The 12735-nt window shown below is 67.8% G+C and carries 11 protein-coding genes and 1 pseudogene; 10 read left to right on the forward strand and 2 right to left on the reverse strand.

Annotated features, from left to right (window positions below; genetic code table 11):
* Nucleotides 1-92: 92 nt before the first annotated feature.
* Nucleotides 93-629, reverse strand: a complete 537-nt coding sequence (gene ssb / locus FBR43_RS00430) for a single-stranded DNA-binding protein (RefSeq protein WP_136941283.1) — start codon at nucleotides 627-629, stop codon at nucleotides 93-95.
* A 70-nt stretch (nucleotides 630-699) separates the two neighbouring features.
* Here ssb and FBR43_RS00435 point away from each other — a divergent pair, with 70 nt between their 5' ends.
* The 9 genes from FBR43_RS00435 to era all read left to right on the forward strand — a co-directional run bounded on the left by FBR43_RS00435 (nucleotide 700) and on the right by era (nucleotide 8918).
* Nucleotides 700-879: a DUF4169 family protein gene (locus tag FBR43_RS00435; protein ID WP_136941284.1), complete on the forward strand. Its 180-nt coding sequence runs from the start codon at nucleotides 700-702 to the stop codon at nucleotides 877-879.
* Between the two features lie 66 nt (nucleotides 880-945).
* A complete protein-coding gene (pgi, locus tag FBR43_RS00440; RefSeq protein WP_136941285.1) occupies nucleotides 946-2439 on the forward strand; it encodes a glucose-6-phosphate isomerase in 1494 nt (497 codons plus the stop codon).
* Between the two features lie 96 nt (nucleotides 2440-2535).
* Nucleotides 2536-3885: a glutathione-disulfide reductase gene (gor, locus tag FBR43_RS00445; RefSeq protein WP_136941286.1), complete on the forward strand. Its 1350-nt coding sequence runs from the start codon at nucleotides 2536-2538 to the stop codon at nucleotides 3883-3885.
* Between the two features lie 65 nt (nucleotides 3886-3950).
* Nucleotides 3951-4202: a FeoA family protein gene (locus FBR43_RS00450; protein WP_136941287.1), complete on the forward strand. Its 252-nt coding sequence runs from the start codon at nucleotides 3951-3953 to the stop codon at nucleotides 4200-4202.
* The gene (feoB, locus tag FBR43_RS00455) at nucleotides 4199-6049 is read left to right on the forward strand and encodes a ferrous iron transporter B (protein WP_136941288.1); all 1851 of its coding nucleotides are present in this window, start codon (nucleotides 4199-4201) and stop codon (nucleotides 6047-6049) included. The genes FBR43_RS00450 and feoB overlap by 4 nt, the downstream gene beginning before the upstream one ends.
* Before the next feature lie 92 nt (nucleotides 6050-6141).
* A complete protein-coding gene (gene lepB, locus FBR43_RS00460) occupies nucleotides 6142-6948 on the forward strand; it encodes a signal peptidase I (protein WP_136941289.1) in 807 nt (268 codons plus the stop codon).
* Nucleotides 6921-7616 carry a ribonuclease III gene (gene rnc, locus FBR43_RS00465; RefSeq protein WP_136941290.1) on the forward strand — a complete coding sequence of 232 codons (696 nt, stop codon included), beginning with the start codon at nucleotides 6921-6923 and terminating at the stop codon, nucleotides 7614-7616. Before lepB ends, rnc begins: the two co-directional genes overlap by 28 nt.
* Complete coding sequence (locus FBR43_RS00470) at nucleotides 7613-8014, forward strand: GIY-YIG nuclease family protein (protein WP_136941291.1); 402 nt, start codon at nucleotides 7613-7615, stop codon at nucleotides 8012-8014. Before rnc ends, FBR43_RS00470 begins: the two co-directional genes overlap by 4 nt.
* Nucleotides 8007-8918 (forward strand): GTPase Era, encoded by a 912-nt coding sequence (gene era / locus FBR43_RS00475; protein ID WP_136941292.1) that lies wholly within the window; start codon nucleotides 8007-8009, stop codon nucleotides 8916-8918. The genes FBR43_RS00470 and era overlap by 8 nt, the downstream gene beginning before the upstream one ends.
* A gap of 6 nt (nucleotides 8919-8924) precedes the next feature.
* On the opposite strand, the pseudogene FBR43_RS00480 reads toward era, so the two are convergent.
* Nucleotides 8925-9626 (reverse strand): annotated as a pseudogene (locus FBR43_RS00480) (NAD-dependent deacylase).
* Nucleotides 9627-9892: 266 nt separating this feature from the next.
* Here FBR43_RS00480 and FBR43_RS00485 point away from each other — a divergent pair.
* Entirely contained in the window at nucleotides 9893-12709 is a 2817-nt protein-coding gene (locus FBR43_RS00485) for a TonB-dependent receptor domain-containing protein (RefSeq protein WP_249276377.1), read from the forward strand.
* Nucleotides 12710-12735: the final 26 nt, after the last annotated feature.

Here is a 12735-nt window from a genome sequence, read left to right on the forward strand (position 1 = left end):
ATGCAATAAAGCGCCGCGCGCAGCCTTTCGATCGCGGCACGCCGTAAAATCCGCCCGCCAATGGCTGGTCATTGGCGAGCGAACGATGTTCGTCAGAACGGCACGTCGTCGTCGAGATCGTCGGCGAAGCCGCCACCGCTGCGGCTGCCGCTACCGCCGCCATATCCACCACCGCTGCCGCCGCCGCGCGACGAGGACTGGCCGGCGAAGTCGCCGCCGCCGCCCCAGTCGTCACCGCCGCGCGATCCGTCGCCGCCACCGCCGCCGCCTTGGCCCGGCGCACCGTCGAGCATCGTCAGCACGCTGTTGAAGCCTTGCAGCACGATCTCGGTCGAATAGCGGTCCTGCCCCTGCTGGTCCTGCCATTTGCGCGTCTGGAGTGCACCTTCGATATAGACCTTGCTGCCCTTGCGCAGATAGCGCTCGGCGACGTTCGCGAGGCCCTCGTTGAAGATCGCCACCGAATGCCATTCGGTCTTTTCCTTGCGCTCGCCGCTGTTGCGATCCTTCCAGCTTTCCGAGGTCGCGATGCGCAGGTTCACCACCTTGCCGCCGTTCGAGAAGCTGCGCGATTCGGGATCGCGGCCGAGATTGCCCACGAGAATGACTTTGTTGACGCTGCCGGCCATGTCCGCTCCGCTTGTCTGGATGGGCGCCGGTGGTTGCCGGCGCGGGATATCGCGCTACCTTTGGAAGCCCATGGCCGACATCGTCAATCTCAATCGCGCACGCAAGGCCAAGGCGCGCGCCGCGCGCGTGGCGCAAGCCGATGCCAACCGCATCGCGCATGGCCGCACGCGCGCCGAACGCGAAGCCGCCGCCGCCGAGGAAGCGCGGCGCAGTGCATTGCTCGACGGCGCGAAACGCTCCGACGACTAGGGTAGCGACTGGCCTTCGCGCTGCCCATCGACTAGGCCGCGCGCAACTCGTTCCGGGAGAACCCCCATGCCCGTACCCGACTGGTCGCCGATCGAATCGGCACCCCGCCCCACGCTCACCGAACTCTTCGCCGCCGACGACAACCGCCTTGCGGCGCTGGCGCACGACGTGGCGGGCATCCAATTCGACTTTGCCAAGACGCACCTGACGCCCGATCTGGTCTCGGCCTTTGCCACGCTCGCCGAGCAGGCTGGCTTCGCCGACAAGCGCGCCGCGCTGTTCGGCGGCGAGGCGGTGAACGTCACCGAAGGCCGCGCCGCCGAGCACACTGCCGAGCGTGGCGAGGGCGCGGCCGCCAGCGTCGATCGCGCGCGCGCGCAGCACCAGCGGATGCGCGCGGTGATCGACGCGATCGAGGCCGAGGCGTTCGGCCCCATCCGCCATGTGCTGCACATCGGCATCGGCGGTTCGGCGCTCGGCCCCGAACTGCTCGTCTCTGCGCTGGGGCATGAAGGCATGCGCTACGACGTGGCGATCGTCTCGAACGTCGATGGCGTTGCGCTCGAGACCGCGCTCGACCAGTTCGACCCCGAAGCCACGCTGATCGCGGTCGCCTCCAAGACCTTCACCACCACCGAGACGATGCTCAACGCCGAAAGCGCGCTCGGCTGGCTGGCCGAGGCTGGCGTCGACGATCCCTATGGCCGCGTGATCGCGCTCACCGCCAATCCCGAAAAGGCCGTCGAATGGGGCGTCGACGAGACGCGCATCCTGCCCTTCAGCGACAGCGTGGGCGGGCGCTACTCGCTCTGGTCGTCGATCGGCTTTCCCGCCGCGATGGCGCTTGGCTGGGACGCGTTCGAGGAGCTGCTCGAAGGCGCCGCCGCGATGGACCGGCATTTCCGCCTGACCGAGCCGACGGGCAATGTGGCGATGCTCGCCGCGTTCGCCGACCTCTACTACACGCAGGTGCGCGGCGCCGAGACGCGCGGCGTGTTCGCCTATGACGAGCGGCTGGCGCTGCTGCCGAGCTATCTACAGCAGCTCGAGATGGAATCGAACGGCAAGTCGGTAACGGCCGAGGGCGCGCCGCTGGGGCGCCCATCGGCGGCGATCACCTGGGGCGGCGTCGGCACCGATGCGCAGCATGCGGTGTTCCAGCTGCTGCACCAGGGCACGCATCTGGTGCCCGTCGAATTCGTCGCGGTGCGCGAGGGCGGCGACGCGCTATCCGAGGCGCATCACCGCCAGCTGCTGCTCAACGCCTTCGCGCAGGGCGCCGCGCTGATGGCGGGCAAGCCGCACGAAGACGGCGCGCGCGCCTATCCGGGCAACCGGCCTTCGACGACATTGTTGCTCGACACGCTCGATGCGCGGACGCTGGGTGCGCTGATCGCCTTCTACGAGCACCGCACCTTCACCAACGCCGCGCTGCTCGGGATCAACCCGTTCGACCAGTTCGGCGTCGAGCTGGGCAAGGAGATGGCGAAGGCCGCCGATGCCGGCGATCTCGACTTCGACGCATCCACCAACGAACTGATTCGGCTGGCGCTGGGCTGAGGATAACTCTCTTCCTCGTCACTCCGGACCTGTTCCGGGGCGACGAGAGATTTAGCAGGCATCTCCGACGAGAGTGGCCGATGGAAGGACGCGACGATGGCGGAATACGACTATGACCTGTTCGTCATCGGCGCGGGATCGGGCGGCGTGCGCGCGGCGCGCGTGTCGGCCGCGCACGGCGCCAGGGTGGCGATCGCCGAGGAATATCGCGTCGGCGGCACCTGCGTGATCCGCGGCTGCGTGCCCAAGAAGCTGCTCGTCTACGGCGCGCATTTCGCCGAGGACCTGCGCGACGCGCGCCATTTCGGCTGGGACGTGCCCGAGCAGTGCGCGTTCAGCTGGCCGCGCCTGCGCGACAATGTGCTCGCCGAGGTCGATCGCATCAACGGCGCCTATACCAGCACGCTCGAGAGCCATTCGGTCGAGATCATCCCGCATCGCGCGACGATCGCGGGACCGAACGAGGTGCTGCTCGCCGACGGGCGGACGGTCACCGCCGAGCGCATCCTCGTCGCGGTGGGCGCGCGGCCGCACGTACCCTCCTGCCCCGGCCACGAGCATGGCATCACCTCGAACGAGGCGTTCCATCTGGAAGCCGTGCCCAAGCGCATCCTGATCGCAGGTGCTGGCTATATCGCCAACGAGTTCGCGGGCATCTTCCACCAGCTCGGCGCGCATGTGACGCTCATCAACCGCACCGACGTGATCCTGCGCGGTTACGACGAATCGATCCGCGACCGGCTGCTCCAGATTTCGATGACCAAGGGCATCGAATTCCGCTTCAACGCCGAGTTCGCCGGCATCGAGAAGCAGGACGATGGCTGCCTCAAGGTATCGATGTCGAACCATGAGCCGATCACCGTCGATTGCGTGATGTTCGCCACCGGCCGTGTGCCCAATACCGAGGGTCTGGGCGTCGAGAATGCCGGCATCCAGCTCGACGAGAAGGGCGCGATCCCCGTCGACGAAGACAGCCGCACGACGTGCGAGAGCATCTGGGCAGTGGGCGACGTCACCAACCGCGTCCAGCTGACGCCCGTCGCCATCCGCGAGGGACAGGCCTTTGCCGATACCGTCTTCGGCGGCAAGCCGACGCGTGTCGATTACGGCTGCATCCCATCGGCGGTTTTCAGCCATCCGCCGATGGCGGGCGTCGGCATGACCGAGAGCGAGGCCAAGACCAAACTCGGTTCGGTCAAGGTCTATACCTCGGATTTCCGCGCGATGAAGAACGTGCTCGCCGGCCGCAACGAGCGCGCGCTGTACAAGATGATCTGCGACGGCGATTCGGGCCGCGTGGTGGGGCTGCACATGATCGGCCCCGACGCGCCCGAGATACTCCAGGCGGCAGCGATCGCGGTGAAGGCGGGGCTGACCAAGGACGCGTTCGATGCCACCGTCGCGCTGCATCCCTCGATGGCCGAGGAACTGGTGCTGATGCGCTGAGAGCGCGCAATACCCCTCGTAGATTGGGGATGGTGTTTGCGGGCGGTTATTGATAATCGCTCGCAATGCTATCCCCGACCTTCCCCCTGTCGCGGCTCGCGCCCGAGCAGCGCGGCACGATCGAATCGGTCGATTGGGCGGCGCTCAGCGAACCCGAGGCCAAGCGGCTGCGCGAGTTCGGCATCGATGACGGCGTGGCGGTCGAGATGGTGCATCGCGCCACGCTCGGCGGCGGGCCGATTGCCTGTCGCATCGGCCGCATGACGGTAGCGCTGCGCCGCCGCGTCGCCGATGCGGTGCATGTGGTGCCCGCATGACGCCCGCCCCGCTCGTCGCGCTGGTCGGCAATCCCAATGCGGGCAAGTCGGCGCTGTTCAACGCGCTCACCGGCGCGCGGCAGAAAGTGGGCAATTATCCCGGCGTCACCGTCGAGCGCCATGCCGGGCGCAGCGAATTGCCCGATGGCCGCCCGGTCGAGCTGCTCGACCTGCCGGGCACCTACAGCCTCGATCCCGCCAGCCCCGACGAGCGCGTGACGCGCAACGTCGTGCTGGGCGAACTGGCGGGCGAGCGGCGGCCCGACGCGCTGATCGTCGTGGTCGATGCCGGCAACCTCGACAATCACCTGCGCTTCGTGCTGCAACTGAAGGCGCTGGGGCTGCCGATGGTGGTGGCGCTCAACATGGTCGATCTGGCGACGCGCGACGGGCTCGAACTCGATCCCGAGAAACTCGCGAGCGCGCTTGGCCTCCCCGTGGTGCCGACAGTGGCGGTGCGCCGGCGCGGGCTCGACGAGCTGCGCGCGGCGCTGCACGAGGCGCTGCGCCGAGGGCCGCGGGCCGTACCGGCCGCAAGCGCGATCGCCGACCTGCGCAGTCTCCAGCGCGAGGCACGCAGCATCGCCGCCGCCGCGATCATGAGCGAGACGGCGACGCGGCGGCTGGGCAACCGCTTCGATCGCATCGCGCTGCATCCGGTAAGCGGATCGGCGCTGCTGCTCGTCATGCTGTTCGTCATCTTCCAGGCGGTGTTCGCCTGGTCCGAGGCGCCGATCGGCTGGATCGAGAGCGGCATGGCGGCGCTGGGAGAGGGCGCGGCGGCGGTGCTGCCCAACGGCTTCTTCCAGTCGCTGATCGTCGACGGCGTGATCGCCGGCGTCGGCGGCGTCGTCGTGTTCCTGCCGCAGATCCTCATCCTGTTCGCGTTCATCCTGCTGCTCGAGGCGTCGGGCTACATGGTGCGTGCGGCGTTCCTGATGGACCGGCTGATGGCATCGGCGGGCCTTTCCGGGCGCGCCTTCATCCCGCTGCTCTCGAGCTTCGCCTGCGCGATCCCCGGCATGATGGCGACGCGCAGCATCGACGACGAGAAGGACCGGTTGACGACGATCCTGATCGCGCCGCTGATGACCTGCTCGGCGCGGCTGCCCGTCTACACCATCATCATCGGCGCCTTCATTCCCGACCGCGCTATGGGTCCCGGCATCGGCTTGCAGGGGCTGGTACTCTTCGCGCTGTATCTCGCGGGCATCGTTGGCGCGTTCGTCGCGGCGCTCGTGCTGCGCCGCACCGTCACCAAGGGCGCGTCGTCGGGGTTCATGCTCGAGATGCCGCGCTACCAGTGGCCGCACGCGCGCGACCTGCTGCTGGGGCTGTGGCAGCGCGCCGCCGCGTTCCTGAAGCGCGCCGGCAGCATCATTCTGGTGACGACGATCGTGCTGTGGGCGCTGCTCACCTTTCCGCAGGCGCCCGAGGGGCAGAATCAGGTCGAATACTCGGCCGCCGGCCGCATCGCGAACGGTATCGAGGTGGTGGTCGCGCCGATCGGCTTCAATCGCGACATCGCGCTGGCGCTGCTGCCCGCGATGGCGGCGCGCGAAGTGGCGGTGGCGGCGATCGGCACCGTCTATGCCGTCGAGGATTCGGAGAGCGAGGGCGGCCAGGCGACGATCCGCGAGCAGTTGCAGGGCCGCTGGAGCCTGCCGACGGCGCTCGCCTTCCTCGCCTGGTTCGTGTTCGCGCCGCAATGCATCTCGACGATCGCCGTCGCGCGGCGCGAGACCAATGGCTGGAAATGGCCGGCGTTCATGGTCGGCTATCTGTTTGCGCTGGCCTATGTGGCGGCAGGACTGACCTACTGGATCGCGACGGCCGCAGGACTCTAGTGTTTCTTGCGGCTGCGCCGGAGCGGGCCGGTGCGCGCCCTAAGCCGGCGATAGTGCTTGACGCCAGCGACACACCCTCGCACATCGCCGCGATGGCCAATCCCGCCCGCGCGCGCCGCGCATCGAGCACGCAGAAATCCGAATGGCGCGAAACGCTGGTGTTTCTCGTCAAGCTCGCTCTGTTCGTGTTCGTCATCCGCAGCTTCCTGTTCTCGCCCTTCGTCATCCCCTCGGGGTCGATGCTGCCGCGCACGCTGATCGGCGACTATCTGTTCATCACCAAGTGGAATTACGGTTATTCGCGTCACTCGCTGCCGCTGAGCCTGCCGCTCATCCCCGGCCGCATCCTCCCCTCGACGCCCGAGCGCGGCGACGTGGCGGTATTCAAGGCGCCGCCCGCCGACAACGAGGACTGGATCAAGCGCGTGATCGGCCTGCCCGGTGACACGATTCAGATGCGCGGCGGCCAGCTCATCCTCAATGGCCGCGCGGTGCCCAAGCAGCGGATCGCCGATTTCGTGCTGCCGGTGACGCCCAATTTCGGCTGCGAGGCGGTGTTTCAGGACGACGACGCCGAGGGGCGCCCGATCTGCCGCTACCCGCAATATCGCGAGACGCTGCCCGGCGGGCGGAGCTATCTCGTGCTCGACCAGGGCTTCAGCCCCGCCGACGATACCGGCGTGTTCACCGTGCCCGCAGGCCATGTATTCATGATGGGCGACAATCGCGACGATTCGAAGGACAGCCGCTTCGCCGATTCGATCGGCTTCGTGCCGCTCGAGAATCTGCAGGGCAAGGCAGTCGTCACCTTCTGGTCGACCGATGGCAGCGCCTCTTGGCTCAAGCCCTGGACCTGGCCCGGCGCCACGCGATGGAGCCGCATCGGAGAGGGTTTTTGAACGATAGCGGCCTCGCCGCCTGGCTGGCCGACACGCTCGGCCACCCGCCCCACGACCTCGCCCGCTACGAACGCGCCCTGACGCATGGCAGCCAGGCGGGCCGCAACTATGAGCGGCTCGAGTTCCTCGGCGACCGCGTGCTGGGGCTGACGATCGCCGAATGGCTGTACGAACGCTTTGCCGACGAGCCCGAGGGCAAGCTCTCGCGCCGGCTCAACGCGCTGGTCACGGGCGCGGTGTGCGCCGAGGTGGCGCGCGAGCTCGGCGTGCCCGCGCGGCTGCGGCTGGGCAAGCAGGCGCGCGACGACGGCGTCAACGACAGCGACAATGTGCTGGGCGACGTGGTCGAGGCGCTGATCGGCGCGCTCTATCTCGACCACGGGCTCGATGCCGCGCGCGCCTTCATCCGCCGCGCCTGGGGCGAGCGCATCGGCGCGCAAGCGGCCGCTCCCCGCCATCCCAAATCGGCGTTGCAGGAATGGGCCGCCGCCAACCAGCGCCGCCCGCCCGAATATGCGCTGCTCGATCGCTCGGGGCCGCACCACGCCCCGCGCTTCACCGTGCGCGTGACGATCGGCAAGCTCGCCGACGCCGAGGCGACGGGCAGCTCGAAGCAGGAGGCGGAGACGGCGGCGGCGGCGGCGCTGCTGGCGAAGCTGGGGGGGTGAGCTTCTTCGCATATCTCCTGCGATGCAACGACGGCAGCTTCTACGCCGGACACACCGATGCGCTCGAATGGCGGATCGCGCAGCATCATGCGGGCGAGGGTTCTGCGCACACGAAGCACCGCCGGCCGGTCGAGCTGGTCTGGAGCAACGCTTTCCCTACTCGGTTGGAAGCGCTTGAGGCCGAGCGCCGGATCAAGGGTTGGTCACGAGCGAAAAAGGAGGCATTGGTGCGTGGCGACTGGACCGGCATGCAATTGCTTTCACGAAACTGGCAAACCGAGGGCCGCCCTTCGACGGGCTCAGGGCGAACGGTAGAAGGCGATACCAGAAACGCCGTTCGCCCTGAGCTTGTCGAAGGGCGGCCATCATCTCGATTGAAGAATGACGCACATGGCTGACGACACCACCCCCTCCCCCCGTTGCGGCCTGATCGCCGTGGTCGGCGCGCCCAATGCGGGCAAGTCGACGCTCGTCAATGCGCTCGTCGGCCAGAAGGTGGCGATCGTCAGCCCCAAGGCGCAGACCACGCGCACGCGGCTGATGGGCATTGCGATCGAGGGCGAGACGCAGTTGCTGCTGGTCGATACGCCGGGCATCTTCGATCCCAAGCGCCGGCTCGATCGCGCGATGGTATCGGCGGCGTGGGAAGGTGCGACGGGCGCCGATGCGCTCGCGCTGGTGGTCGATGCCAAGGGCGGGCTACCCGAAAAAGTGACGGCGATCGCCGATCGGCTGGCACCGCGCAGCGAACCCAAGATCCTCGTGCTCAACAAGGTCGATCTGGCCGACAAGCCCCGGCTGCTCACGCACGCCCAGCGCCTGAACGAACGCGTCGGCTTCGACGAGACGTTCTTCGTTTCCGCCACCACCGGCGACGGCATCGCCGAACTCAAGGCCGCGCTCGCCGCGCGGATGCCTGAGGGGCCATGGCATTTCCCCGAGGACCAGGTGTCCGACGCGAGCGAGCGGATGCTCGCCGCCGAAGTGACGCGCGAGCAGCTCTATCTCCAGCTCCACGCCGAGCTGCCCTATGCCAGCGCCGTCGACACCGAGAAATATGCCGAGCGGCCCGACGGATCGGTCGAGATCCACCAGCAGATCCTCGTCGCGCGCGATACGCAGCGTGCGATCGTTCTCGGCAAGGGCGGCGCGCGCATCCGCGAGGTGGGCGCACGCGCACGCGCCGAACTGTCGCGCATCATGGGCGTGCCGGTGCATCTGTACCTGCACGTCAAGGTCAAGCCCGGCTGGGACGAGGATCGCAGCGTTTACCGCGACATCGGGCTCGACTGGGTCGACTGAACGCGCTCAGTTCGCGAGCAGCGCATCGACCCATTGCGGCACCAGATCGCCCGCGCGGCCCATCCGGCTCTCGGCGAAGAAGATGCTGCCCTGCGAGGGCTCAAAATTGATCTCGAGCGTGTCGGCGCCATGCCAGCGCGCGGTCTGGACGAAGCCCGCCGCCGGATAGACCGCGCCCGACGTGCCGATCGAGACGAACAGGTCGCACCGCGCCAGCGCCGCCTCGATCCGTTCCATCGCTTAGGGCATCTCGCCGAAGAACACGATGTCAGGGCGCAAGGCCGGCGCATCGCATGATGGGCACCGCGTGCCGGGCGCGAGCGCGCCGTCCCACGGCTGCCGCGCGTCGCACGCTGCGCACAGCGCCGACTTCAACTTGCCATGCATGTGGAGCAGGCGCCGCGCCCCCGCGCGTTCGTGCAGATCGTCGACATTCTGCGTGACGATCAGCAACTCGCTAAGCCACGCAGCATCGAGCCGCGCCAGCGCATGATGCGCGGCATTGGGCTCGACCGTCGCCAGCGCCGCGCGCCGCAGATCGTAGAAGCGGTGCACCAGTGCCGGATCGGCGGCGAGTGCTTCGGGTGTGCACACGTCCTCGACGCGGTGTCCTTCCCACAGCCCGCCCGGCCCGCGGAACGTCGCGACGCTGCTTTCGGCCGAGATGCCCGCGCCGGTCAGCACGACGATGTTCGCGACGTCTTTCATCGAAGCTGGATAGCGATCCATTCGCTCCGCCGCCAGCGCGGCCGCCACTAATACCATGTGACCGATATCAGGAGAGTTCGTTTAGCCAACGATGCGTTGGGCCTTGCCAGCGCGTTGCTCTCTAAAGGCGCCACACGGTCGATGTCATCGCATATGACAGGGATTGCCAAGGCCCCTGTAGATGCGTAATGGGACCGATATCAGACAAGGCACGAGCGTGCCGCACTTGGGAGGATGGCATGAACGGATTTTGTTCGTCCGCACGCATGATGACGGCCCTCATGGGCAGCGGCGTCGCGCTATGGGCATTGGCGGCGGGTACCGCGCAGGCGCAGACCGCCACGCCGGCCGATCCGGTCGCGGCCGAACAGGTCGATCAGGGCGGCGAGATCGTCGTCACCGGATCGCGCATCGTCCGCTCGGGCTTCGATGCCCCCACGCCCGTCACCGTGCTCGGCGAGGAACGGCTCGATCAGCGCGCCATCACCAATGTCGGCGAGGCGCTCAACGAGCTGCCCTCGTTCCGTCCGCTGGTGACGCCCGCGACGCAGCAGGCAGCCGGCGGCAATATCGGCGCCCGCGTGCTCGACCTGCGCGGCCTTGGCGCCACGCGCACGCTGGTGCTGCTCGACGGCAAGCGCTTCGTCCCCTCGACCACGCAGGGCACGATCGACGTCAACCTCATTCCCAGCTCGATCGTGTCGCGCACCGAGGTCGTGACCGGCGGCGCATCGGCAGCCTATGGTTCGGACGCGGTGGCGGGCGTGGTCAACTTCATCCTCGATCGCAATCTGCAAGGCCTGCGCGCCTCGGTGCAGGCGGGCATTTCCGAGCGCGGCGACGGCGGCAACCAGAATGTGCAGCTCGCCTGGGGATCGCGCTTCGCCGACGGTCGCGGGCATTTCATGGTCGCCGCCGAATATGACAATTCGGAAGGGCTGGGCGACTGCTACACGCGCGACTGGTGCCCCAACGAGCAGCTGATCGGCAACACGCCCGCCGGCTTCGGCGGCCTGCCCGCCAGCATCCGCGGCGGCCCCGCCGGCACCGGCACGCTTTCGTCGGGCGGGCTGATCGTCGCCAATTCGGGGCCGTTGCGCGGCCTCGCCTTCCGCCCCGACGGCAGCACGTTCAACTATGATTTTGGCACGATCTTCGGCAGCAATCCCTCGCCGCTGTTCACGCTCGGCGGCACCGAATCGGGTCGCAACGGCTTTCTCGACGGCATCCTGCTGATCCCACCCGTCGAGCGCGTGGTGGGCTATGCCACCGGATCGTTCGAGTTTTCGGATGCGCTGAAGGCCAGCATCGATCTGTCCTATGGCCGTGTCGACGGCACCGTCATCGGCTCGGTCGCGCGCTCGACCGCGACGATCCAGCGCGACAACGCCTTCCTGCCCGCGGGCGTCGCGGCACTGCTCGACGCCAACAACCTTACCTCGTTCACGCTGGGCCGCGCGTTCGGCGATCTCGGCGGATCGGTGAACAACGCGCGCAACGAAACGTACCGCGCCGTCCTGTCGCTCGAAGGGCGCATCGCCGACGGCTGGCGCTGGGACGCCTATTATCAATATGGCCGCAACGAATTCCGCCAGGACTATACCGGCAACGTCGTCAACGCCCGCGTCGCGCGCGCCGTCGATGCGGTGAATGTCGGCGGGCAGATCGTCTGCCGCGTCAATGCCGATGCCAATCCCGCCAACAACGACAGCGCGTGCGTGCCGCTCAACATCTTCGGCGCCGGCAATGTCTCGCCGGCGGCGGCGGCCTATGTCGCGCCTTCGGGCTTCCAGTCGACCGACACGACGCAGCATGTCGTCGCTGCCAACGTCAACGGATCGCTGTTCGCGCTGCCCGGCGGCGACTTCGCGATCGCGGTGGGCGGCGAGTATCGCAACGACGATGCGACCGGCGCCGCCGACGCGCTGTCGACCGCCAACGCCTTCTGGTCGTTCAACGGCAAGGCGGTGACGGGCACGATCAGCGTGGTCGAAGGCTATGTCGAAGCCGTCGCGCCGCTGCTGCGCGACGTGAGTTTCGCCGAGACGCTCGAGCTTAACGGCGCGGTGCGCCAGACGCATTACAACCGGTCGAGCCCCGGCCTCACCGACAGCAGCGTCGATGCGACGACGTGGAAAGTGGGCGCGGTCTGGGCGCCGATCGAGGCGGTACGCTTCCGCGCCACGCGCTCGCGCGACATCCGCGCGCCCAACCTCACCGAATTGTTCGGCCCGGTCACGCTGGGGCGCACGACGGTGGTCGATCCGCAGAACAACGGCGCACAGATCCAGGTCGATGCCTTTTCGGGCGCCAACCAGCAGCTCGCGCCCGAGACTGCCGATACCTGGACCGCGGGCGTAGTGCTGGCGCCGCGCGGGGCGCTGGGCGGCATCCGCCTCGCCGTCGACTATTACGACATCGACCTCAAGGGCGCGATCTCGACGCTGGGGTCGCAGGTGCTCGTCGATCGCTGCTTCGGCGGCCAGACCGAGCTTTGCCAGTTCATCGAGCGCAATGCCGCCGGCACGCTGACGCGCGTCAGCGACGTGCTCCAGAATGTGAGCTCGATCCGCAACCGCGGCATCGACTTCGAAGCGAGCTACCGCACCTCAGTGGGTGCCGGCAGCCTCGATTTCCGCGTGCTCGCCACGCACTATCTCGAACTGTCGATCGGCGGCGTCGATCGTACCGGCCAGACCGGCTTCCGCCCCGGCACGACGACGGGCGTGCCCGACTGGATCGTGGACGGTACGATCGTGTGGACGAGCGGCAATTTCTCGCTCAACGCGCACGGCAAGTACATCCCGCAAGGCGTGTTCGACACGACGCTGCTCGGCCCCGAGGATGATGGCTATTCGCCCAACCTGCCCAACAGCATCAACACCAACCGTGTCGACAGCCGCTTCTACCTCGATCTGGGCGCGACGTTCGAGGTCGACGAGGGCTTCGAGATGTTCGGCGTGGTCAACAACGTGCTCGATCGCGATCCGCCGCTGGCGGCCAGCGCGCAGGGCGGCACCAACCAGGTCTATTTTGATCCCATCGGCCGCTACTTCAAGGTCGGTGCACGCATCCGCATGTAATCGGTTCAATCCAAGGAAAAGTGTAG

Origin of the sequence: Sphingomonas baiyangensis, assembly GCF_005144715.1 — a bacterium.
Taxonomy (GTDB): domain Bacteria; phylum Pseudomonadota; class Alphaproteobacteria; order Sphingomonadales; family Sphingomonadaceae; genus Sphingomonas; species Sphingomonas baiyangensis.